The organism is Methylobacterium mesophilicum SR1.6/6 (genome assembly GCF_000364445.2).
Lineage (GTDB): Bacteria > Pseudomonadota > Alphaproteobacteria > Rhizobiales > Beijerinckiaceae > Methylobacterium > Methylobacterium mesophilicum_A.
On sequence record NZ_CP043538.1, the window covers coordinates 3151621 to 3172743 of the forward strand.

A 21123-nucleotide genomic window follows, 5' to 3' on the forward strand; every position below is an offset into this window, starting at 1 on the left:
GCCTACTCATGCCGAGAGATGGGAAGCTGCCGGGGAACGGTGATCCTGCGTGCGGCGGACCTGTACGACCGCACGGACGTCCCCTGGTTCTTACCGGTCGACGGTGTCGCCCGGTGCAGTCGCGTCGACGGTCGAACAGGGGCCCGGAGGATACGGTCTTGACCAACATCGGTGATCACAACGCGGCCCATGGTGCCGAGGCGGCTGGCTTCCGCGACCTCAAGGCCGTCCACTGGAATTTCGAGGCCCCCCGGCTCTACGAGGAGGCGCTGTCCCGCAGGGAGGCGCAGCTCGCCCGCGGCGGTGCGATCGTCGCCACCACCGGCAGCCACACCGGCCGCTCGCCCAAGGACAAGTTCGTGGTCCGCGACGCCGCCACCGAGTCCGAGGTATGGTGGGACAACAACGGCGCGATCACGCCCGAGCAGTTCGAGACCCTGCGCCAGGACTTCCTGAAGCACGCCGAGGGCAAGGAGCTGTTCGCCCAGGATCTCTACGGTGGCGCCGACCCGGCCTACCGGGTGAAGGCTCGTGTGTTCACCGAGTTCGCCTGGCACTCGCTGTTCATCCGCAACCTGCTGATCCGCCCGGACCGCTCCGAGATCGCGTCCTACGTGCCGGACATGACGATCATCGACCTGCCGAGCTTCCAGGCGGACCCCGCCCGGCACGGTTGCCGGTCCAAGACGGTGATCGCCATCGACTTCGCCAAGAAGCTCGTGCTGATCGGCGGCTCGGCCTACGCGGGCGAGATGAAAAAGTCGGTCTTCACCTACCTCAACTACATCCTGCCCGGTAAGGGCGTGATGCCGATGCACTGCTCGGCCAACGCGGCGCTGGACGCCGAGGGTGGCTCGGCGATCTTCTTCGGCCTGTCCGGCACCGGCAAGACGACGCTGTCGAACGATTCCTCCCGCCAGCTCCTCGGCGACGACGAGCACGGCTGGTCGAACGAGGGCATCTTCAACTTCGAGGGCGGCTGCTACGCCAAGACCATTCGCCTATCGCGCAACGCCGAACCGGAGATCTACGCCACCACCGAGCGCTTCGGCACGGTGATGGAGAACGTGATCATCGATCCCGTCACCCGTGCGCCGAACTTCGACGACGCCTCGCTCACCGAGAACACCCGCTGCGCCTACCCGCTGGACTTCATCGCCAATGCGAGCGCCACCGGCCGGGCCGGGCACCCGAAGAACATCGTGATGCTCACCTGTGACGCCTTCGGGGTGATGCCGCCGATTGCCAAGCTCACGGGCGCCGAGGCGATGTACCACTTCCTCTCGGGCTACACCGCCAAGGTGGCCGGCACCGAACGCGGCCTGACCGGACCGGAGGCGACCTTCTCGACCTGCTTCGGCGCGCCGTTCATGCCACGGCATCCGAGCACCTACGGCAACCTGCTCCGCGACCTGATCGCCAAGCACAGCGTCGATTGCTGGCTCGTCAACACCGGCTGGACCGGCGGCGGCGTCGGCACCGGCCGGCGGATGCCGATCCGCGTGACGCGGCGCCTGCTGACCGCGGCGCTCGACGGCTCGCTGGCGCAGGCCGAGTTCCGCCGCGACCCGTATTTCGGCTTCGCGGTCCCGGTCTCGGTGCCGGGCGTCGAGCCGCACATCCTGACCCCGGTGAAGACCTGGGCCAACAAGGGCGCGTTCGTCGAGACAGCCGCGCGGCTGGTCAAGATGTTCGACGACAACTTCAAGCGGTTCGAGACCCATGTCGATGCCGACGTGCGAGCCGCCGGACCGACCGCTCAAGCGATCGCGGCCTGAAAATCAGACGGGCGGCTCGACGGGCCGCCCGTTCCTCCGCGTCCTCGCGAGCGCAGCGGCGCAACCCTGGGCAGCGCGACACCCGCAAGCGTGGCCCAACTGGATTGCCTCGCTGCGCTGGCCAGGACGCCTTCCGACTTGTCGTCCGAACCAGTTCCTAGAAAGGCAACTTCATCCCGGGCGGCAGGGGCAGACCCTTCGTGAGCTCGGCCATGCGCTCCTGCATAGTCGCTTCCGCCTTCGTTCGGGCGTCGTTGCAGGCCGCCACGATCAGGTCCTCAAGGATTTCGCGCTCGTCCGCCACCATCAGGGACGGGTCGATAGTGACGCCCTTCATCTGCCCCTTGGCCGACATGGTGACCCGCACGGAACCGCCGCCCGACGCGCCGGTGACCTCGATCGCGTCCATCTCGGACTGCAGGTTGGCCATCTTCTCCTGCATGGCCTGAGCCTGCTTCATGATGCCCATCAGGTCGCGCATGCGGCTGCCTTCCGTTTCCGTGTCGTGGTCTGATCTGGGGACGGAGCTGGCGCTCCGCCACGCGGTGCCGGGCGAACAGCGCTAAAAGTCGTCGTCCGCGACCTCATCGGCCCGCGCCGCATCACCTTCGCCCAGGATCTCCGCCTCGGCGGTCGGCAGGGCCTCGGACGCGGTCTCGCGCACGTCGACGATCTCCGCACCGGGGAAGCGCGTCAGCACCTCGCGCACGAATGGGTCCGCGGCGGCGTTCTCCCGCCGGGTCTCGGTGGCGGCCCGGGCGGCGGCGTCGAGGGTCGGCGCGCCCTCTTCCTTCGACAGCACGACGGCCCAGCGCCGCCCTGTCCAGCGCTCGATCGCCGTGGCGATGTCGGTGGCCAGGGTCGGGCGCCCGCCCGGCGCGAGCCGGATCTCGATCCGTCCCTCCTCGAACCGTACGAGATGGACGTCGCGCTCCAAAGCTGTCCGCAGCAGAATGTCCCGGTTGGCGTCGGCCAGGGCAATCAGATCTTCGAACCGGCCGAGGCGCGGGGTCGGCGGCGCGACGGACGCCGGCCGCGGCGTGGGGGCCGCCAACGCAGTCGGGGCCGACACCGGGATCGGCTCTGCCGCGATGGTGCGGGGCGCCGCGGCCAGGGCTGCCGAACCGCCCCGGAGATCCGGGATCGGCGGCAGCGGCGGCCGCGCCGACGGGGGCGGGGACTCGTCCGCGGGCGTGGCGGCGGCCTCGGCCTGGAGTTGGCGGAGGGCCTCGTCTGGGGTCGGCAGGTCGGCCGCGTAGGCGAGCCGCACGATCGCCATCTCGGCCGCCGCAAGCGGGCGGGGGCAGCTTGCACCTCGGGGATCGCTTTGAGCAGGATCTGCCACGCGCGCGACAGGGCCCGGACCGAGAGCTTCTCCGCGAACAGAAGGCCGCGGACGCGCTCGGTCTCGCTGAGCGTCGGATCGGCAGCGGTCTCCGGGACCACCTTGAGCCGGGTCACGAGATGGGTGAACGCCGCGAGATCCGAGAGCACCACCGACGGATCGGCTCCAGCATCGTACTGATCGCGCAGCTCCGAGAACGCCGCCGGGACGGAGCCGCGCATCACGGCCTCGAACAGGTCGAGGATACGGGCCCGGTCAGCGAGGCCCAGCATGTCGCGCACGCCCTGCGCGGTCACCGACCCGGCGCCGTGCGCGATCGCCTGGTCGAGGAGCGAGAGCGCGTCGCGCACGGAGCCTTCGGCCGCGCGCACGATGGCACCCAGCGCCTCCTCCTCGGCCTCGACACCCTCAGCCGTGCAGACCTTCGCCAGATGGGCATGCAGGGTCGGCGCCTCGACCCGCCGCAAGTCGAAGCGCTGGCAGCGGGACAGGATCGTCACCGGGACCTTGCGGATCTCCGTGGTAGCAAACACGAACTTGGCGTGGGGGGCGGCTCCTCCAGCGTCTTCAGGAAGGCGTTGAAGGCCTTCTCGGAGAGCATGTGGACCTCGTCCACGATGTAGACCTTGTAGCGCGCCGAGACCGGCCCATAGCGGATGCCGTCGATGATCGCCCGGACGTCGTCGATGCCGGTATGCGAGGCGGCGTCCATCTCCAGCACGTCCATGTGCCGGGATTCCATGATCGCCGCGCAGTGGAGGCCGAGTTCCGGCATCGACACGGTCGGGCCACCGTCGGCTATACCAGCTCGGGCGTAATTGAGGCCGCGGGCGAGGATGCGCGCCGTCGTGGTCTTGCCGACCCCGCGGACGCCGGTCAGCATCCAGGCCTGGGGAATGCGGTTGGCCGCGAAGCCATTGGCGAGGGTGCGCACCATCGCGTCCTGGCCGATCAGGTCGCCGAAGTTTGTCGGGCGGTATTTGCGCGCCAGCACCCGGTAGGGCGTCGCCGCTTCGGGGGGCGCCGGAAACCCGGGCAGGCCCGGCTCGTCGTCAGGCGTGCCGGTCGAAGCGTCCATGCCGTGTCGGGATCGGGCTGCCGCGCGGGAAATAGAGGTGGGAGGCTGGACGAAGACCCGCTCGGTCTCGTTAGGGCTGCTTCCTTCCGGACCTGACCCGGTTGGCGAGTGAAACGTCCCTCGCCAACCCCCCGCCGGCTATATGGCCGGGGCTTGCTGCGAACGCAAGCGCCGCCGCGTCACGTCGCCTACTCGGCCTTGCGCTTCACGATGGCGAGCGTCTTGGGATCGAGCTTCAGGTCGAACTTCTTTCCGTTGGCGTCGATAGCGTCGTCGACCTCGATCATGCCGTCGTCCAGCTCGATCTCGTCCCACTTGGTGAAGCCTTCCTGCTTCAGCATGGCCTCGACCTTGGCCTGCTGATCGGGCGGGAGCTTCTCGTCCGCATGGGCGGCGGCGCCGACGCCGGCGATCAGGGCGAGGGCGAGGAGTGGCGGGGCAAGACGCATGTCAGTCTCCTGTTGGTCGCGGAATGCCGGCTGTGAACAGGATTGCGGCACTGGGGTTCCGTCCCGGCGCCGATCCTCTTGAGCACCCCGTGATTCTCCCTCAAACCTGGGCCGTTCCGATCGCCGCGAGGATTTTGCGCCTATGGTCACCCGCGTCGCCACCGTGGCCTTCGAGGGCATCGAGGCGCGCGCGGTCGACGTGCAGATCCAGATCATCCCCGGCTCGGTGGTGTTCACCGTCGTCGGCCTGCCCGACAAGGCCGTGGCCGAATCGCGAGAGCGCGTTCGGGGTGCCCTCATCGCGTCCGGGCTGGCGCTGCCGGCCAAGCGCATCACCGTCAACCTCGCCCCCGCGGACCTGCCCAAGGAGGGCTCGCACTACGACCTGCCCATCGCCCTGGGCGTCATGGCGGCGATCGGGGCGATCCCGGCCGACGCGCTCGCCGGCTACTGCGTGCTCGGAGAACTCGCCCTGGACGGGAGCATCACGGCGGTGAACGGCGTGCTGCCGGCCGCCATCGCGGCGGCGGCGCGCGGCCTCGGCCTGATCTGCCCGGCCGCCACCGGTCCCGAGGCCGCCTGGGCCGGGGGCGACCTCGACGTGCTCGCCCCACGCTCCCTGATCCAGCTCGCCAACCACTTCAAGGGCAGTCAGGTGATGGCCCGGCCGGTGCCGTCCGTGGCGGCCGGCGCGGGGCCGCTGCCGGATCTCGCCGACATCAAGGGCCAGGAGGGTGCCAAGCGGGCGCTGGAGATCGCCGCGGCCGGCAGCCACAACCTGCTGATGAACGGGCCACCCGGTTCGGGGAAATCGATGCTGGCCGCCCGGCTGCCCTCGATCCTGCCGCCGCTCGGCCCTCGGGAGCTGCTCGACATCTCGATGATCCAGTCAGTGGCGGGCGAGCTGAAGGGCGGTGCCCTGTCGAACCGGCGGCCGTTCCGTCAGCCCCACCACTCCGCCTCCATGGCGGCCCTCGTGGGCGGCGGCCTGGGCGCGCGACCGGGCGAGGTCTCCCTGGCCCATGGCGGCGTCCTGTTCCTGGACGAGCTGCCCGAGTTCAACGCTCAGGTCCTCGACAGCCTGCGCCAACCCATGGAGACCGGCACGGTGATGATTGCCCGAGCCAATCACCGGGTTACCTATCCGGCCCGCTTTCAGCTCGTGGCGGCGATGAACCCGTGCCGCTGCGGCCAGGCGCTGGAGCCGGGCTACGCCTGCCGACGTGGCCCGAACGCCCGCTGCACGGCGCAGTATCAGGCGCGGATCTCGGGGCCGCTGCTCGACCGGATCGACCTGCGCATCGAGGTTCCGGCGGTGACGGCGGCGGATTTGATCCTGCCGCCGCCCGCGGAGGGGTCCCGCGAGGCGGCCGGGCGGGTGGCGGCGGCCCGGGCGCTTCAGACGACGCGTTATGCGGGACGCGGACTGCCGGCGGCAACTACCAACGCGACCTGCCCGGCGAACCTGATCGCGGAGGTCGCGAGTCCCGATGCGGACGGGACGGCGCTGATCCGGCAGGCCGCCGAGACCATGCGGCTCTCAGCCCGCGGCTTTCACCGGACGCTCCGCGTGGCCCGGACGCTTGCCGATCTCGATGGTGAGCCGCAGGTGCGACGGTTGCACCTCGCCGAGGCGCTTTCCTACCGCGGACGCGCCGACGGCGCGGCGGCTGCCGCGTGAGCGAGCCCGGAGCGGCGGCGCGCGAGTTGGCGGTCTCCATCGGCCAATACAGCACGGCCGGCCGTAAGGGGGCCAACCAGGATTTTCACGGCACCCTCGTGCCGGCACAGCCGGCCTTGAGTCTGAAGGGGATGGCGATGGCCCTCGCCGACGGGATCAGCAGCAGCAGCGCCGGGGCTGCCGCTGCCGAGACCGCAGTCAAGAGCTTCCTAGGCGATTACTACGCCACGCCCGACACGTGGTCGGTGAAGAACGCGGCGCATCGGGTGATCGCGGCGGCGAATTCCTGGCTCTACGCCCAGACCCGCCGGGGCATCGACCCGTACGATGCCGACCGGGGCTACGTGACCACCTTCGACGCCCTGATCCTCAAGGCGCGCACCGCGCACCTGTTCCATGTCGGCGACGGCCGGATCTGGCGCGTGGCGGGGCGGTCCCTCGAGCAGCTCACCGAGGATCATCGGGTCGTGGTCTCGGCGGCCGAATCGTATCTCGGCCGCGCGCTGGGGGCGAACGGCCGGGTCGAGATCGACTATCATGCGGTCGGCATCGAGCGCGGCGACGTCTTCCTGCTCACCACGGACGGCGTCCACGAGCACGTCCGGCCTCGGGACATGGCGGCGGCGGTCGCGGCGGCCGACGACCTCGATGCGGCGGCACGCGCGATCGTCGATGCGGCCCTGGCCGCCGGCAGCACGGACAACCTCACGATCCAGATCGTGCGGATCGACGCGCTCCCTGAGGCCGAGCCGAACGATCTCCTCGGCGAAATCGAGGGCCTCGATCCGGCGCCGCTCCTCGACCCGCCGGCGGCGTTCGACGGTTACCGGCTCCTACGCACCCTTCATTCCGGACCGCGCAGCCGCGTGTACCTCGCCGTCGAGGATGGGACCGAAGCGAAGGTCGCCCTGAAGGTCCTCTCACTCGACCTCCGCGACGACCCCGCGCAGCGCCGCCGGTTCATGATGGAGGAGTGGATCGCGCGTCGGATCGACAACCCGCACGTCCTCAAGGCCCACCCGCAGACCCGTCGCCGCAGCCACCTCTACACGGTGATGCGCTACGTCGAGGGCCAGACGCTGACCCAGTGGATGCGCGATCACGCGGCCCCGGAGCTCGAGACCGTGCGCCGCCTCGTGGAACAGCTCGCTCGTGGCGTGCAGGCGTTCCATCGCCGGGAAATGGTCCACCAGGATCTGCGTCCGGACAATGTTCTGATCGATGCGTCCGGTACCGTACAGGTCATCGACTTCGGCGCCACGAAGGTCGCCGGCGTTGTGGAGGGCGATCCGCGGATCGACACGGCCGAGATTCTCGGGACCGTGCAGTACACGGCGCCGGAATGCTTCCTCGGCGAACCTTCCAGCGCCGTCTCCGACATCTTTTCTGTCGGCGCCATCGCCTACCAGATGCTCACCGGACGGCTGCCTTACGGAGACGCCGTGCCCCGAGCGCGGACGCGCGCGGCGCAGCGCAAGTTGCGTTACGCTTCGGCCCTCTCGGCCCGTCCGCTGCTACCGATCTGGGTCGACGGCGCGCTGCGGAGGGCGGTGCATCCCAACCCCCTGCGGCGCTATCCGGCGCTGTCGGAGTTCGTCCACGACCTGCGGCACCCCAATCCGGCCTTCACCGATACCCGGAAGGCCTCGCTCCTCGATCGCGATCCGCTGCTGTTCTGGCGGCTGCTATCGCTGGCGCTGTTTGTCGTGGCATTCACGCTCGCGGCGATCTTGATCGCGCAGAAGGCAAGGTGAGCCGGCGGCCTCAGGGGTCGAGTTCGGGATAGCGGCGGAAGATGCCATCCTCGCTGAACGGGGTCCGCCGCGGGGTCGCGAGGTAGGCGGCTATCCGCGGACGCCGCGACACGGCCGCGTGCAGTCGTGCAACCTGCGGCACGTCGGTCAACGCGGCGGCCGTGGCCTTCGGGAAGGCGTAGAGCAGCCCGGCCACGAGCTGGAACAGGGAGAGGTCGGCGTAGGAAAGGGCGGTGCCTACCAGATGCTCACCGCCGTTGGCCGCCAGGACCCGCTCGAAGTAGCCAAGGAATTTCGGGATGCGTTCGGCCCGGAACTCCGCGGCACGGCGCAGGGCCTCGGCCTTCTGATCCGCGTAGTAGAGGCCGACACCCACCGGATGGTGCGTGTCGTGCGCCTCGTTGACGGCATCGGCGATGGTGAGCTGGAGCTGATGGGTCCAGATCCGGTCCGCCTCCGACTCGCCGACGAGCCCGAGACGCGGGCCGAGATACAGCAGGATCGCGGCGGTCTGCCCGATGACCACGTCGCCGTCGCGCAGGAAGGGCGGCGCCAGCGGCGGGCGCGGGTTGTCCGGATCGGACAGGCGGTCGAGCATCGGACCGATGCCGCCCGCGTCGTCGTCCTGACGGGCGACGTCGATATATGGGGCGCCGGCTTCCTCGAGGGCGAGGCGGACGAACTCGCCTCTACCCTGGATCATCGGCCAGTAGTGCAATTCGTACGGCATCGCCGGCAGCGGTACGACCTTGTCAGTTGCCCGGCGCGGCGTCCTCGGCCGATTTGTCGATCGGCGGCTCCGCGCTGGCGACGGCCTTGCGGGTCAGCATCGGCTCGAGCCGCTGGGCGAGCTGCTGGTCCAGATGCTTGACGTAGGCGCCTTTGAAGTAGCGCTCGCCGGTCTTGGCGCCGTAGATCCGGTCGTGCGCCTGAATCATGGCGGCGACCTCCGGCCGGCAGAGGAAGCCCGTGATGCCCACGGCCTCGTACCAGTGACCGGCGCGCGCCTCGGCGGTGGCCTTAGGATTGGACAGAACCGTGTCGGCGAAGCACTCGGTCGCGGCCTGCCGGAGAGGCGCCAGCACCTTCTCGGCCGCCTCGGCGTTCACCGCAGGGGCTGCCGGATGCCGATGCGGGCGCGCCTGCGCCGACGGCACGAGGGCGAGGACGGCGATCGTGGCGAGGAGCAAGGACTTCATGCGGGCGGTCTCGTCGGGTTCCGAACCGCGTTCAGCATTCCCTCATGATTGCGTCGGGAACGGGGCTGACGCGGCGATCGGCGTGCCCGATTGCGGGCAAGATCCGGACCGTTTCGCGGCGTCTCAGCCGCGGCGCTCGGCGTTCCAGCGGCCGCGGCACTGCAGCAGGCCGGACGATACCCAACTCCCCACGCCGAAACCGTCGCGGCCGAGCCGACCGCGCACATCCGCCGTGGAGGTGCCGTTCGAGATCGAGCCCCGGATCGCGCCGCTTCCCGTGACGCCGCCCTCGACCGTGAAGGCGGTGCCGACGAAGCGTGCCCGGCCATGCTCGATCTTCACGGGGTAGCGGTAGGCCCGGTCGCAGGTGCCGGACTCGGTGATGATCTCCACGCTCCACGTGCCGTCGAACCGGTCCGGGCCAGCGACCCGAGGCGGGGCCGCGGCGGCGGGTGCCGCGGCAGCCAGGAACAGGATTGCAGCGATGAGGCGCGTCATGCGGCTCCGATTCATTGGCTGGATTGAAGCGACCGGGTCTGCTCGAACCGTCAGGCGGCGCGCGGAGGGGCGGGCGCGCGCATGGCCGCGCGCAGCGCCGCGTTGAGCAGGGCCTGCATGTCGCAGCCGACATGCAGGAAGGTGGTCACACCTGCCTGCTGGAGCGGCTCCGCCAGATCGCCCGGCTTTCCAGCCAGGTAGACCGTGCCGGCGCCGGCCTGCGTCAAGGCCTCTGCCGCTTCGACCGCGCGCTCGGCGTAGATCGCGTCGGTGGAGCAGATGCAGGCGAGGGTGGCCCCGGAGGCGGTGAAGGCCTCCGCCAGGGCGGCAGGGTCGTCGAAGCCCTCGTTCGACAGAGCCTCGATACCGCCGGCAGCGAACGCGTTGGCCGCGAAGGTCGCCCGCGCGTTGAAGGCTGCCACGGGACCGAGATTGGCGAGGAAGACCGCCGGGCGGCTTCCGGTCTTGGCAAGGTAGGCGTCGGAGGCGTCGCGCAGGGCCTCGTAGGGCTCGGCGAGGCGCTGCGATGGCAGGGCGTCGCAGGCGACCGCCGACCCGGAGCCGAAATTCGGGCCGCCGGGCGCGCTCACCCGCGGCACGTCCAGCACCGTGACGGGCTTCTCGGCGAGGTTCGGGTACTCACTCGCGCCGGTCAACGCCTCGCGCCGGCTGGCCACCGCCTTCGTCCGAGCCTCCCGGGTCATCTCGATCCGCCGCTGCAGCTTGCCGACGCTGAGCGAGGCAACGACGCCCCCCTCCGCCTCGACCGCCTGGAACGCCTGCCAGGCCGCCTCCGCGATCGCGCCGGTGAGCGCCTCGAACCCGCCGGCGCCCGCCGCCGGATCGCAGACGCGGGCGAGGTGCGCCTCCTCGATCAGCACGATCTGGCTGTTGCGGGCGACGCGGCGGGCGAAGGCGTCGGGCAGTCCGAGGGCCTGAGTATAGGGGAGGACCGCGACGCTGTCGGCGCCACCCATGCCGGCGGTCGCCGCCGCCATGCCGGTACGGAGGATGTTCACGAACGGATCGCGCTTGGTCATCATGCGCCACGCGGTCTCGGCGTGGAGGCGGAGGGGCTTCGGCTCCAGGCCGCAGGCCTGCTCCACCCGGGCCCAGAGACGCCGCATCGCACGGAATTTCGCGACGGTCACGAACTCGTCGGCATCGGCGGTCAGCAGCACGGCGACGCGGTCGCGGGCGCCGGCGAGATCGTGGCCGGCGGCCTCGAGGGCGCGGAGATAGGCCAGAGCGGTGGCGAGCACGGCGCCGATCTCGGTCGCCTCGCTCGCGCCGGCCTCGTGGTACGGCCGTCCGTCGGCCAGGAAGGCTCGACCCTGAAAGCCGGACGCCTCCAGCTCCGCCGCGGTCTCGGCGAGCCGCGGGGCGATCTCGCTCCACACCGCGCCGAGGCTGCCGGTCGCCGCCAGCACGCCGACGGGGTCGATGCCGAGATCCAGATCGTAGGTGGAGAGATCCTCGCCGCGGCGATCGGCCAGCGCCCGCACGAGGCTCGCCGCCTCGAGGCCCCGGCCGCCCGCGTCGAGACGCAGGGCGATCAGCGGCAGCATCACGCCCTTGAGGGCGGCGTCGAGGTCCTCAACGGTCGTAGCAGTCAGGCCGTAGCCGCGGGCCCCCGGGGCGCCCGCGAAGGCGAGGATGAGGGCGTCGGCACCGCCTTCAAGGTCGGCGAGCGCCTGCGCGTTCGCGGTGGCGAGATCCGGATGGTCGACCCGCTGGGCGATGCGCCAGGGACCCGGGGCGCGCACCGGCTGGGCGACTGCGTCCGCGCAGCCGTAGAGCGGCTCGATCCGCAGGCCGTCGGCCGTCCGGGACACAAGCCGCTTCTCGAAGTCGGCACCCTTCAGCACGCCTTCGACGAGGCCGAGCCATCGCGCCCGGTCGGCGGGCTCGAAGAGATCGGCGAGCGGTCTGTCTTCCATCGGTTCGTCCCAGAGCGCGGCGTCTCCCGCACCGCTTTGAAAGGATTGCCTCGCACGGCGCATCGCCGGAGGCAATCGCCCGATGGTTGAGGAAACCTCAAGGCACCGGTCACCGATCTTTGATGAGAATTGCCGCAGCGATCGCGCGCCGCCGGCTAGGCCCTCAGCCGAAGATGATCAGCCCTGCGAATCCAAGGGCGCCGACGATGATCCGCCACCACGCGAACAGCCAGAAGCCGTGGCGCGAGACGTAGTCGAGAAGCACCCGCACCACGAACAGGGCCGAGATGAACGAGACGATGAAGCCGATCACGATCAGCCCGACATCGTTGCTCGACAGGTATTTGTAGTTGTCGAGCAGATCCTTGGCGAAGGCGCCAGCCATGGTCGGCATCGCCAGATAGAAGGAGAACTCGGTGGCCGAGCGCTTGTCGGCGCCCATCAGCATCGCGCCGACGATGGTGGCGCCCGAACGCGAGACGCCGGGGATCATGGCGAGGCACTGGAAAATGCCGATCTTCAGGTCCATCGGCAGGGAGAAGTCGTAGACGTCGGTCTTCTTCGCTTCGAGGTCGGTGTCATCGATGACGAGGAGGACCAGGCCGCCTGCCACTAGGGTCGCGCACACGATCCACGGGTTGAACAGATACGCCTTGATCATCTTCGAGGAGATGCCCCCGATGATGGCTGCCGGGAGGAAGGCCACCAAGATGCCGAGCACGAACCGGCGCGCCTTGGGGTCCGACGGCAGCGCCGTCGCGATGCCGAGCAGGCGGCGGAAATAGACCAGCAGGATCGCCAGGATCGCCCCGAGCTGGATCAGCACCTCGAAGGTGTTGTTGGGCGAGTGGAAGCCGATGAAGTGGCCGACCAGGAGCTGGTGGCCCGTGGACGAGACCGGGATAAATTCGGTCGCGCCCTCGACCAGGGCGAGCAGGACCGCCTTCCCGATGCTTGTCAGATCCATCGTGGTGCCTCGCGCCCGGGCGCACGCCGGCCCGTCTCGGGCGCGCCGCGTACCGATCCAATACTGTCCCGGTGCCTTCGCCCATCAGGGTTGACGGGCGGTTACCGGAGCCGGCTGCGCGTGTTAAGGGCTCGGCAACGGTCGGGCAATAACGCTCGGTCCGAAGTCCTGCGCGCCGGAGTCCCGTGCGTCTGGATCGACCGCGCGGACCGGCCGCGCCGTCAGACCGAACCGCTCCTACGGCCTCGATGGCAACGCTCTACCACTTTCCCTTCTGCGCGAATTCCCGGTTCATCCGTCTCGTACTCGCCGAGATGGGCATGGAGCCGACGCTGTTCGAGGAACGGCCCTGGGAGCACCGTGACGACTTCCTGCTGATCAACCCGGCGGGGACGACGCCCGTGCTGCTGGAGCAGAGCGGACTCGTCATCCCGGGCGCGGGCGTGATCGCCGAGTATCTCGACGAGACCCGCGGCCTCGGCCTTTCGGGCCGGCGAATGATGCCCGACGAGACGGTGGACCGGGTCGAGGTGCGGCGCTTGCTCGACTGGTTCCTGGTCAAGTTCGATTCCGAGGTGACCGGCTACCTCGTCAACGAGAAGATCTCGAAACGCTTCATGGCGGCCCGCGAGGGCGGCGGCCCGCCCGACATGAACGCGATCCGCGCCGCGCGCACCAACGTGCGCTACCATCTCAAGTATATCGGCTACCTGATTGCGCGCCGCCGTTGGGTCGCCGGCGACAACCTGACCTATGCCGATCTCGCTGCGGCCGCCCATCTCTCCTGCGTCGACTATCTCGGCGACGTCCCCTGGGACGAGGACGAGATGGCGCGAAATTGGTATGCCCGGATCAAATCGCGACCCTCGTTCCGCGGCCTGCTCGCCGACCGGGTGCCGGGGATGGCTCCGGCTGCTCACTACGCGGATCTCGATTTCTGAAACAGCGACGGATCTATCACGGCGCCGACCTGCGCCGGCTCTTGGAGGCCCGAGCCCGCGATCTCGGCTTCTGCGGCCTGCGCGTCACGCGGCCCGACCGTCTGCCAGACCTGCCGGGCCGGCTCTCGGCTTGGCTCGCTGAGGGCGCTCACGGCACGATGGACTGGATGAGCGAGCGCGCCGACCAGCGCGCTCGCCCGACCGGCCTTTGGCCGGGCCTGCGCAGCATCGTGGTCGTCGCGATGAACTATCGTCCCGAGAACGATCCGCTGGCGCTCGTGGCGCTGAAGGATCGAGGCGCGGTCGCCGCGTACGCACAGCGGCGCGACTATCACGAGGTTTTGAAGGGGAAGCTCAAGGAGCTTGGCGGCTATTTGTCGGCCAAGGGCGACGTGCGCGTAAAGGTCTTCTGTGACACCGCTCCAGTGATGGAGAAGACCCTCGCGGAGGCGGCCGGGCTCGGCTGGCAGGGCAAGCATACGGTGCTGATCTCCCGCGCGCACGGCAATTGGCTACTCCTCGGGGCGATCTACACCAGCGCGGAGTTCGAGCCCGACGTGTCCGGGCGCGACCATTGCGGCTCGTGCCGCGCGTGCCTGGATATTTGTCCCACCGACGCGTTCCCTGCGCCCTACCGCCTCGATGCGCGGCGCTGCATCTCGTACCTGACCATCGAATACGCTGGCCCGATTCCCGTCGGGTTCCGCCCCGCGATCGGCAATCGCGTCTTCGGCTGCGACGACTGCCTCGCCGTCTGCCCCTGGAACAAGTTCGCCCGCACCTCCGCCGAGACGCGTCTGGCCGCTCGGGTGGAGCTGGATGCGCCCCCTCTTGCGGATCTCGCGGCCCTGGACGACGCCGCCTTCCGCAGCCTGTTCGCCGGGACGCCAGTGAAACGGACGGGGCGGGACCGGTTCCTGCGCAACGTGATGATCGCCGTCGGCAATTCCGGTGCGCGGGATCTCGCGGACCCGGCCATCGCGCGTCTCGCGGACGACTCGTCGCTGGTGCGAGGCATGGCGGTCTGGGCCTGCGGCCAGCTGCTGGAGCCGGAAGTCGTCCGCGCCCTGCACCGCCGCTACGGGCCGGGCGAGGCCGATCCCCACGTTCGCGCGGAATGGCGCGCCGCCGCCGGCTTGACGGAACCGTGGGCGGACGAGACATCCGCCGCATGAACGTCTTCATCTTCGGTCTGGGCTTCACCGGTCGCCGCTTCGCCGAGCGGGCGCGCAACCGGTTCGGGCGCGTCCGCGCCACCGTCACCGATCCCGCCGCCGCGGCGCGGCTCGCCTCCGAGACGGGCTTCACTCTGCGCGCCTTCGGCCCGGAAGCGGATGATCCGGGCATCGCCGAAGACCTCGCCGACACCGATGTGTTGCTCATCTCGGCGCCCCCCGGCGAGGACGGCGACCCGGTGCTCGCCCGGTATTCTGACGCCATCACGGTGAGCCGGATCGGCTGGATCGGTTACCTCTCGACGATCGGTGTCTACGGCGACCAGGGCGGCGCCTGGATCGACGAGGCGACGCCGGCCATCCCGCGCAGCGCCCGCTCGAAGGTCCGGCTGGACGCCGAGGCGGCATGGCTCGCTCTCGGAGCGCGGGCCGGCAAGGCCGTGCAGGTGTTCCGGCTGTCTGGGATCTATGGGCCGGGGCGCAACCCGATCGTGAAGCTGCGCGAAGGCCGCTCCCAGCGGATTATCAAGGCGGGCCAGGTCTTCAACCGCATCCACGTGGACGACATCGCCACTACCCTGCTGGCCTCGATCGACCGGCCGCGGGCCGGCGCCATCTACAACGTCACCGACGACGAGCCGACGGCGCCGCAGACCGTAACCGAGCACGCCGCCGCCCTGACCGGCTTGCCGCTGCCACCGGAGATCGACTTCGAGACGGCCGACCTCTCGCCTATGGCGCGAAGCTTCTACGGCGAGAACAAGCGCGTCCGAAACCGGCTGATCCGGGACGAACTCGGCGTGGATCTCACCTATCCGACCTACCGTGAGGGGCTGGCGGCGCTGAAAGATCAGCCCTGATCAGGCTTCGAGGTGCCGCGGTCGTCCCAGGCGGCGGAGCAGGCCGTCCTGTGGGCCCGCCAGCATGGAGGCGAGGTAGAGGGTTCCGGCCGCCAGTACGATGGCCGGGCCGCTCGGCAGGTCAAACTGGTAGGACAGGCTCAAGCCCGCCACGCTGGCGATCGCGGCGATCAGCATCGAAACCGGGATCAGGCCGCCGAGATCGCGAGCCCAGAACCGAGCCGCCACCGCCGGGAGCAGCATCAGGCCGACCGCCAGGAGCGTCCCGAGGGCCTGGAACCCGCCGACGAGGTTGACCACCACCAGGGCGAGGAAGACGAGATGCACCGGTCCGCCGCCGCGGCTCACGGTGCGCAGGAATAGCGGGTCGACGCATTCCATCACGAGCGGCCGAAAGATCAGGGCGAGGACCACGAGGGTCAGGGTGCTGATCCCGCCGAGGAGCGTCAGGGCGTCGTCGTCCAGGGCCAGGACCGAGCCGAACAGGAAGTGCATGAGGTCGATCTGCGAACCGCGCAGCGACACCAGCAACACGCCTGCCGCCAGCGAGATCAGATAGAAGGCCGCGAGGTTGGCATCCTCGCGCACCACCGTGGCACGGGTCACAGCGCCAGCGAGCAGCGCCACCGCAAGGCCGGCGACGAGGCCGCCCAGCGTCATCGCCGGAAGCGACAGGCCCGCGACCAAGAAGCCGGCAGCGGCGCCCGGCAGGATCGCGTGGCTCATCGCGTCGCTCATCAAGCTCATCCGGCGTAGCGTCAGGAACACGCCGATCGGGGGCGCCGACACCGACAGGGCCAAGCAGCCGGCCAACGCCCGGCGCATGAAGCCGAATTCCACGAAAGGCGAGACCAGCGACCCGAGCGGCTCGATCACGCGGCGTCCTCATGGTGATGGTGGTTGCCCGGACCGTGGTCGTGAGCCTGTCCCGGGGCGTGTTCGTGCGCATGACCGGCGCTCGCATGCGGCCCGGCGCAGATCGCCGCGTCCTCGTCCCAGGCCTCCGAAAGGCTGCGCGCACGGGCGAGATTCTCGGGCGTCAGCACCCGCGCGGTCTGACCCCAGGCCACCGGCTCGCGGGCGAGGAGCAGGGTGCTGGGGAAATGCGCGCGCACCTGGGACAGGTCGTGGAGAGCGGCCACCACGGTTCGGCCTTCGGCGTGCCAGTGGCGCAGCAGCGCCAGCAGATCCTCCACCGTGCGGGCGTCGATTCCGGTGAAGGGCTCGTCGAGAAGCACCACGGGGCAATCCTGCAGGATCAGACGCGCGAAGAGTGCCCGGCGGAACTGGCCGCCTGAAAGGGTCCCGATCGGCCGCGACTCGAAGCCTTCGAGGCCGACCGCCGCGAGGGCGGTCTCAATCGCTGGACGGTGCCGGTTCAGGCTGCGCCACGCGCCCGCACGCTGCCAGAGCCCCATGCCGGCCAGGTCCAGGACGCTCAGCGGGAAGCTTCGGTCGATCTCGTCGGCCTGCGGCATGTAGGCGATGGCGCCCGCCCGCTCGACGCGCCCTTCCAGGCAACGGATCTCGCCCACCATGCCTTTCAGGAGGGTCGACTTGCCCGCGCCGTTCGGGCCCACCAGCGCCAGCAGGTCCCCCGCCTGAACGGTCCCGTCGAGGTGGTGGACCGCGGGGTGGCGGTCATAGCCCAGGGTCAGTCCGACGAGGCGGATCGGGGCGTGCTGCGGAGTCATATGGCCAGCGCCCACGCGATGGTCAGCCAGACGAGGGCCGAGAACGCCCCCGCCAAGGCTAGGCGCGGCCCGACCCCGCTGCGGAACAGGGAGGGCGCGGCCACTCGTGTCGGGCTCTGTCTGCGGGGCAAGGCGTCCTCATCGCGCGTTCGTGCCGGCGCGGGGACCGTGCAGGGCAGCTGGTACTGGTGCGGTCCGGGGCGGCGGTGATACACTGTAACAAACCCGCGGGACAACCTGCGGATCTGTCCGTTGGAGACATCATGCACCGCCACGAGGGTCACGACGCGTGCCACGCGGGCGCCGATGACATGCTCGCGCGCGCGGAGACGATCTGCCGGGAGCGCGGGCTGCAGTTCACGCCGTTGCGCCGCGAGGTTTTGGAGGCCGTGTCGGTCTCCGGCAAAGCCCAGGGCGCCTACGACATCGCCGAGCGCCTCAGCGCGCCGGGCAAGCGCGTCGCCCCGGTCTCCGTTTACCGCGCCCTCGACTTCCTGATGGAGCAGGGTCTGGTGCACCGGATCGCCAGCCGCAACGCGTTTATTCCCTGCGCCCACGGCCACGCCCCGGGCGAGGGCGTGATCTTTCTCATCTGTCGCACCTGCGGTGGCGTCGACGAGGCGTCTACGGAGGACGTTGAGGGCGGTCTCGGGCGGACGCTGGAGCGGGCCGGTTTCACGCCGGTCCACAGCATCCTTGAGGTCGAGGGCGATTGTGGCACCTGCCGCGAGCTGAAGCGGGTGCCCTGACGCCTCAGAACGCGTTCCGGTAGGCGCGGCGCGAGATCACGGTCTGGATCATGATCTGGATGTCGAACCAGATCGACCAATTGTCGATGTAATGCAGGTCACAGGCGACGCGCCGCTCCATGGCGAGATCGGTCTGAGTCTCGCCGCGATAGCCATTCACTTGCGCCCATCCGGTGATGCCGGGCCGCACGTTGTGGCGGCGCGCGTAAAGGGCGATCCGCCGCTCGAAGCTGCGGTCGTGGGCGAGGGCGTGCGGGCGGGGTCCCACCAGCGACATCTCCCCCCGCAGGACGTTGATGAGCTGTGGCAGCTCGTCGAGGTTGGTCCGCCGGAGGAGGGCGCCGACCTGGGTGATGCGGTTGTCGTTGCGTGTCGCCTGCCGGAATGCGGCGCCGGCATCCGCGCGCATCGAACGGAACTTGAACACACCGAACGGCTGCTGGTTGAAGCCGTAGCGCTTCTGACGGAAGAAAACCGGCCCCGGGCTGTCGAGCTTGATCGCCAGGGCGATCAACGCGAGCAGCGGCGAAAGCGCCACCAGGGCGATCGTCGCCACGATCAGGTCTAGCGCGCGCTTCACCAGAACCTCGCCCAGATTCAGCGGGCGCCTGCCGATGTTGATGCCCGAGACGCCACCGACCCGGGTAACCTGCAGATCTGGAAACCGGTCGAGGACGGCGCCGGGCCGCAGATGCAGCGCCGAGGGCACGCGCAGGAACGCGTCGATGCAACGCTCGACCTCGGCGGCGTCCGTCCACGGCACCAGAACGAACACGTCGTCCGGCCGCAGGAAGCGGACGACCGAGACCGCGAGGTCCAAATCCTCTTGTAACTGGTCATGCCGAGCGGCCGTGTCGGCGCCCGGATCGACGCGGCGCAGGTAGCTGGTTCCCACGATCCGGAGTCCGAGGTGGTCGGCCTCGTTGCCCGCGTAGAACCGGGCGATATCCTCCTCGTAGCCGACGAGATGCACCCGGCTCGCCGAAGTCGATCCGGCGCTCAGGCTCCGCCGCACGAGGCGGACCATGGCGGCCCGCGTGAGAACCAGAGCCGGCAAGCCGAGGCAGAAGATGCCGAAGGAAACGATGCGGGAGTAGTCGTTCGTGGTCTTCGTCATGAAGCTGACGACGAGGACGACCGCCCAGGCCAGGAACCACAGTGAGATCGTCCGCTGCGGATTGCTCTTCTGCGTCATCGCGTTGTCGAGGTTGTACTCCGCACGCAACGCGTTCGTGGCGACGATGACGAGGCTCAGCAGCGCCGAGAGCCGCAGGCCGCGCAGCCCGTTGGCCCAGGCCGAGCCGTCCTCCCAGACGCAATGATAGCTCAGCTCCAGAGTCAGGGTGATCGCCACGATCGTCGCGATGTCGGCGGCTGCCAGCGCCGCCGAGAGGGCGATCCGAGCGACTGCCTGGCCGCGGCGCGGCATCAGGGCCGACCACACGTCGCGACGGCGTTCGGCCGCGTTCGGGAGAACCTGGAACGTTTCCGGGAGCCGTTCGTGAAACATCTGGCGCGCCAAGTCCCGTTCTGATCGGACTATGTACCAGTCTGAAACAGGAAAGGTTTCAGGGCCGGCCGATGCAAGCGACGGAGCAAGCGGCGGGCCTCGAAGAATCGCTGTCTGGTCGGCTCAAGAACGGTGTCAGCTAGTACGGTCTATGGAATCCCGCAATAAGGCGATTGTTGCTGAGTGAATCCTCGACGCGCAGCCTCGAGGATCTTAGGCAGGCTGAGCGTGGTATGTGTGGCCCATAGCAATTCAGGCGCGATGCTTCTGAAGATCTACAACCGGTGCGCGTCGGCCCGCCGATGACGCCTCGCGCCGGACGGGGCCGATCGGTCCCTCCGGCGCGAGAGTGAGACTCAGACCGCCTCCGCCCGCCGCTGCGCGTCGCTGGCGCCCCCGACGGTCTGGATCGCCTCGAAGCCCTCGAACTGCGGATGGCCCAGGTAGAGCGGCTTGGTCGTGGGAACGCGGCCATGCGCTTTCCGGAACTGTTCGGACCGGGTCCAGGCTTCGAAGTCGGCCCGTGTCCGCCAGATCGTGTGCGACGCGTACAGGACGTGATCCTCGTGCTCGGGCCCGCGGAGGAGGTGGAATTCGACGAAGCCCTCCATCTCGCCAAGATGGCTGTCACGGCCGAGCCACACGGCCTCAAAGTCCGCAGTCGCGTCCTTGACGACCTTGAACCGATTCATCGCGATGAACATGCACATCTCCTTCGAAGCGACGACCCTACAAGCCGGCTGGCGCGAAGGCGACCACGGCGCGGCGACACGGCGCAGTCGAAGAATCCGCGCAGAGTTCGTACATCGACATTTCAGCAACAATGTTGCAAAGTTGTGTGCGCTTAAACTAGAAGGTGTAATCATTGACTTGCGAAGCTTGACAACTTGGTGTCCTACTGTCGGACGGCTTGAGGTGGCCCGAAAGCGGGCTGCCAGCTCTTGGGTCGTGCGATACACTTGTACGGCATAGGACGTAGGGGCGGACGGTGAAGCAGCGCGACGGCGAGGCGAAAACATCGCGTTCGCAGCAGGACGCAGTCCAATCTTCCGTGAAGGACCCGATCGGTCAGACGATGCCGAAGCAGACCACCGACGTTGATCGTTTGGTCGGGATCCGTATCACAGCGCTGCGGAAGGCGCGGGGCATGAGCCAGACCGCGCTGGGCAACGCGGTCGGCGTGACCTTCCAGCAGGTTCAAAAATACGAGAAGGGCCAGAACCGGGTCGGAGCCGGGCGCCTGCGCGAGATCGCCCGCCTGCTCGAAGTGCCGGTATCGGCGTTCTTCGAGGAGAGCGAGACGCGCGAGAAGACCCAGGAAGACGTGTTCGGCTTCCTGAGCGCCCACGGAGCTATCGAGTTGCTGCGCGCGTACGCGCAGATCGAGGACGAACAAATGCGGCGGGACGTGCTGGCCCTCGTCCGCAGTGCCGCGCGCCTCGCGCAGGTTCGCGGCGCATTACCCGTCGATCCGGCTTGACGGCGATCGCTGCTCCCGGCGGTAT

At 69.3% G+C, this 21123-nt stretch carries 19 protein-coding genes, 1 other RNA gene and 1 pseudogene; 8 read left to right on the plus strand and 13 right to left on the minus strand.

The window, feature by feature from the left end; genetic code table 11:
- Window positions 1–158: 158 nt before the first annotated feature.
- Window positions 159–1778, plus strand: coding sequence for a phosphoenolpyruvate carboxykinase (locus MMSR116_RS14980; RefSeq protein WP_010682306.1), 1620 nt, complete (start codon window positions 159–161; stop codon window positions 1776–1778).
- Between the two features lie 157 nt (window positions 1779–1935).
- Here MMSR116_RS14980 and MMSR116_RS14985 read toward each other — a convergent pair whose 3' ends face one another.
- The 4 genes and pseudogenes from MMSR116_RS14985 to MMSR116_RS15000 form a co-directional block, all read right to left on the minus strand.
- Window positions 1936–2259: a YbaB/EbfC family nucleoid-associated protein gene (locus MMSR116_RS14985; RefSeq protein WP_010682305.1), complete on the minus strand. Its 324-nt coding sequence runs from the start codon at window positions 2257–2259 to the stop codon at window positions 1936–1938.
- Window positions 2260–2340: 81 nt separating this feature from the next.
- Window positions 2341–4201, minus strand: a pseudogene (locus tag MMSR116_RS14990) (DNA polymerase III subunit gamma/tau).
- Between the two features lie 35 nt (window positions 4202–4236).
- Window positions 4237–4335, minus strand: an RNA gene (ffs, locus tag MMSR116_RS14995) — signal recognition particle sRNA small type.
- A 54-nt stretch (window positions 4336–4389) separates the two neighbouring features.
- Window positions 4390–4650 carry a PepSY domain-containing protein gene (locus tag MMSR116_RS15000; protein ID WP_010682303.1) on the minus strand — a complete coding sequence of 87 codons (261 nt, stop codon included), beginning with the start codon at window positions 4648–4650 and terminating at the stop codon, window positions 4390–4392.
- Window positions 4651–4792: 142 nt separating this feature from the next.
- Between MMSR116_RS15000 and MMSR116_RS15005 the strand changes: the two genes are divergently transcribed.
- Window positions 4793–6331, plus strand: coding sequence for a YifB family Mg chelatase-like AAA ATPase (locus tag MMSR116_RS15005; protein ID WP_010682302.1), 1539 nt, complete (start codon window positions 4793–4795; stop codon window positions 6329–6331).
- Window positions 6328–8085, plus strand: coding sequence for a bifunctional protein-serine/threonine kinase/phosphatase (locus tag MMSR116_RS15010; protein ID WP_039892248.1), 1758 nt, complete (start codon window positions 6328–6330; stop codon window positions 8083–8085). The genes MMSR116_RS15005 and MMSR116_RS15010 overlap by 4 nt, the downstream gene beginning before the upstream one ends.
- 10 nt (window positions 8086–8095) lie before the next feature.
- Here the strand turns inward: MMSR116_RS15010 and MMSR116_RS15015 are convergent, their stop codons facing one another.
- From MMSR116_RS15015 to MMSR116_RS15035, 5 genes are all read right to left on the minus strand, one after another.
- Entirely contained in the window at window positions 8096–8815 is a 720-nt protein-coding gene (locus tag MMSR116_RS15015) for a glutathione S-transferase family protein (protein WP_039892246.1), read from the minus strand.
- 22 nt (window positions 8816–8837) lie between these two features.
- Window positions 8838–9284 carry a hypothetical protein gene (locus MMSR116_RS15020; RefSeq protein WP_010682299.1) on the minus strand — a complete coding sequence of 149 codons (447 nt, stop codon included), beginning with the start codon at window positions 9282–9284 and terminating at the stop codon, window positions 8838–8840.
- A 123-nt stretch (window positions 9285–9407) separates the two neighbouring features.
- Window positions 9408–9782: a hypothetical protein gene (locus MMSR116_RS15025; RefSeq protein WP_010682298.1), complete on the minus strand. Its 375-nt coding sequence runs from the start codon at window positions 9780–9782 to the stop codon at window positions 9408–9410.
- 50 nt (window positions 9783–9832) lie between these two features.
- A complete protein-coding gene (locus MMSR116_RS15030; RefSeq protein ID WP_010682297.1) occupies window positions 9833–11722 on the minus strand; it encodes a methylmalonyl-CoA mutase subunit beta in 1890 nt (629 codons plus the stop codon).
- A 163-nt stretch (window positions 11723–11885) separates the two neighbouring features.
- On the minus strand, window positions 11886–12689 hold the full coding sequence (locus MMSR116_RS15035; RefSeq protein WP_010682296.1) for an undecaprenyl-diphosphate phosphatase: 804 nt from the start codon (window positions 12687–12689) through the stop codon (window positions 11886–11888).
- A 248-nt stretch (window positions 12690–12937) separates the two neighbouring features.
- Here MMSR116_RS15035 and MMSR116_RS15040 point away from each other — a divergent pair, with 248 nt between their 5' ends.
- The 3 genes from MMSR116_RS15040 to MMSR116_RS15050 are packed head-to-tail and all read left to right on the plus strand — an operon-like array spanning window position 12938 to window position 15665.
- Complete coding sequence (locus MMSR116_RS15040; RefSeq protein ID WP_010682295.1) at window positions 12938–13630, plus strand: glutathione S-transferase family protein; 693 nt, start codon at window positions 12938–12940, stop codon at window positions 13628–13630.
- A gap of 29 nt (window positions 13631–13659) precedes the next feature.
- Window positions 13660–14805 (plus strand): tRNA epoxyqueuosine(34) reductase QueG, encoded by a 1146-nt coding sequence (gene queG / locus MMSR116_RS15045; RefSeq protein WP_083920193.1) that lies wholly within the window; start codon window positions 13660–13662, stop codon window positions 14803–14805.
- Complete coding sequence (locus MMSR116_RS15050; RefSeq protein WP_010682293.1) at window positions 14802–15665, plus strand: SDR family oxidoreductase; 864 nt, start codon at window positions 14802–14804, stop codon at window positions 15663–15665. The genes queG and MMSR116_RS15050 overlap by 4 nt, the downstream gene beginning before the upstream one ends.
- Here MMSR116_RS15050 and MMSR116_RS15055 read toward each other — a convergent pair whose 3' ends face one another.
- Both MMSR116_RS15055 and MMSR116_RS15060 read right to left on the minus strand, forming a co-directional pair.
- Complete coding sequence (locus MMSR116_RS15055) at window positions 15666–16490, minus strand: metal ABC transporter permease (RefSeq protein WP_051072137.1); 825 nt, start codon at window positions 16488–16490, stop codon at window positions 15666–15668.
- A 47-nt stretch (window positions 16491–16537) separates the two neighbouring features.
- Window positions 16538–17359 carry a metal ABC transporter ATP-binding protein gene (locus MMSR116_RS15060; RefSeq protein ID WP_010682291.1) on the minus strand — a complete coding sequence of 274 codons (822 nt, stop codon included), beginning with the start codon at window positions 17357–17359 and terminating at the stop codon, window positions 16538–16540.
- Window positions 17360–17622: 263 nt separating this feature from the next.
- Between MMSR116_RS15060 and MMSR116_RS15065 the strand changes: the two genes are divergently transcribed.
- Complete coding sequence (locus tag MMSR116_RS15065) at window positions 17623–18108, plus strand: transcriptional repressor (RefSeq protein WP_039892244.1); 486 nt, start codon at window positions 17623–17625, stop codon at window positions 18106–18108.
- A 4-nt stretch (window positions 18109–18112) separates the two neighbouring features.
- Here the strand turns inward: MMSR116_RS15065 and MMSR116_RS15070 are convergent, their stop codons facing one another.
- A complete protein-coding gene (locus tag MMSR116_RS15070) occupies window positions 18113–19618 on the minus strand; it encodes an undecaprenyl-phosphate glucose phosphotransferase (protein WP_010682289.1) in 1506 nt (501 codons plus the stop codon).
- Between the two features lie 356 nt (window positions 19619–19974).
- The gene (locus MMSR116_RS15075) at window positions 19975–20322 is read right to left on the minus strand and encodes an antibiotic biosynthesis monooxygenase family protein (RefSeq protein WP_010682288.1); all 348 of its coding nucleotides are present in this window, start codon (window positions 20320–20322) and stop codon (window positions 19975–19977) included.
- Between the two features lie 371 nt (window positions 20323–20693).
- Between MMSR116_RS15075 and MMSR116_RS15080 the strand changes: the two genes are divergently transcribed.
- Window positions 20694–21098, plus strand: coding sequence for a helix-turn-helix domain-containing protein (locus MMSR116_RS15080; protein WP_039892533.1), 405 nt, complete (start codon window positions 20694–20696; stop codon window positions 21096–21098).
- The last annotated feature ends 25 nt before the right edge of the window (window positions 21099–21123 follow it).

Bases quoted from the DNA above. Each gene is read 5' to 3' on its own strand.
- MMSR116_RS15075 (WP_010682288.1), bottom strand. From the start codon at position 20,322: ATGTTCATCGCGATGAATCGGTTCAAGGTCGTCAAGGACGCGACTGCG.
- MMSR116_RS15025 (WP_010682298.1), bottom strand. From the start codon at position 9,782: ATGACGCGCCTCATCGCTGCAATCCTGTTCCTGGCTGCCGCGGCACCC.
- MMSR116_RS15060 (WP_010682291.1), bottom strand. From the start codon at position 17,359: ATGACTCCGCAGCACGCCCCGATCCGCCTCGTCGGACTGACCCTGGGC.
- MMSR116_RS15035 (WP_010682296.1), bottom strand. From the start codon at position 12,689: ATGGATCTGACAAGCATCGGGAAGGCGGTCCTGCTCGCCCTGGTCGAG.
- MMSR116_RS15030 (WP_010682297.1), bottom strand. From the start codon at position 11,722: ATGGAAGACAGACCGCTCGCCGATCTCTTCGAGCCCGCCGACCGGGCG.
- MMSR116_RS15020 (WP_010682299.1), bottom strand. From the start codon at position 9,284: ATGAAGTCCTTGCTCCTCGCCACGATCGCCGTCCTCGCCCTCGTGCCG.
- MMSR116_RS15050 (WP_010682293.1), top strand. From the start codon at position 14,802: ATGAACGTCTTCATCTTCGGTCTGGGCTTCACCGGTCGCCGCTTCGCC.
- MMSR116_RS15065 (WP_039892244.1), top strand. From the start codon at position 17,623: ATGCACCGCCACGAGGGTCACGACGCGTGCCACGCGGGCGCCGATGAC.
- MMSR116_RS15000 (WP_010682303.1), bottom strand. From the start codon at position 4,650: ATGCGTCTTGCCCCGCCACTCCTCGCCCTCGCCCTGATCGCCGGCGTC.
- MMSR116_RS15080 (WP_039892533.1), top strand. From the start codon at position 20,694: ATGCCGAAGCAGACCACCGACGTTGATCGTTTGGTCGGGATCCGTATC.
- MMSR116_RS14985 (WP_010682305.1), bottom strand. From the start codon at position 2,259: ATGCGCGACCTGATGGGCATCATGAAGCAGGCTCAGGCCATGCAGGAG.
- MMSR116_RS15005 (WP_010682302.1), top strand. From the start codon at position 4,793: ATGGTCACCCGCGTCGCCACCGTGGCCTTCGAGGGCATCGAGGCGCGC.
- MMSR116_RS15015 (WP_039892246.1), bottom strand. From the start codon at position 8,815: ATGCCGTACGAATTGCACTACTGGCCGATGATCCAGGGTAGAGGCGAG.
- MMSR116_RS15040 (WP_010682295.1), top strand. From the start codon at position 12,938: ATGGCAACGCTCTACCACTTTCCCTTCTGCGCGAATTCCCGGTTCATC.
- MMSR116_RS15055 (WP_051072137.1), bottom strand. From the start codon at position 16,490: ATGCGCCGGGCGTTGGCCGGCTGCTTGGCCCTGTCGGTGTCGGCGCCC.
- MMSR116_RS15070 (WP_010682289.1), bottom strand. From the start codon at position 19,618: ATGTTTCACGAACGGCTCCCGGAAACGTTCCAGGTTCTCCCGAACGCG.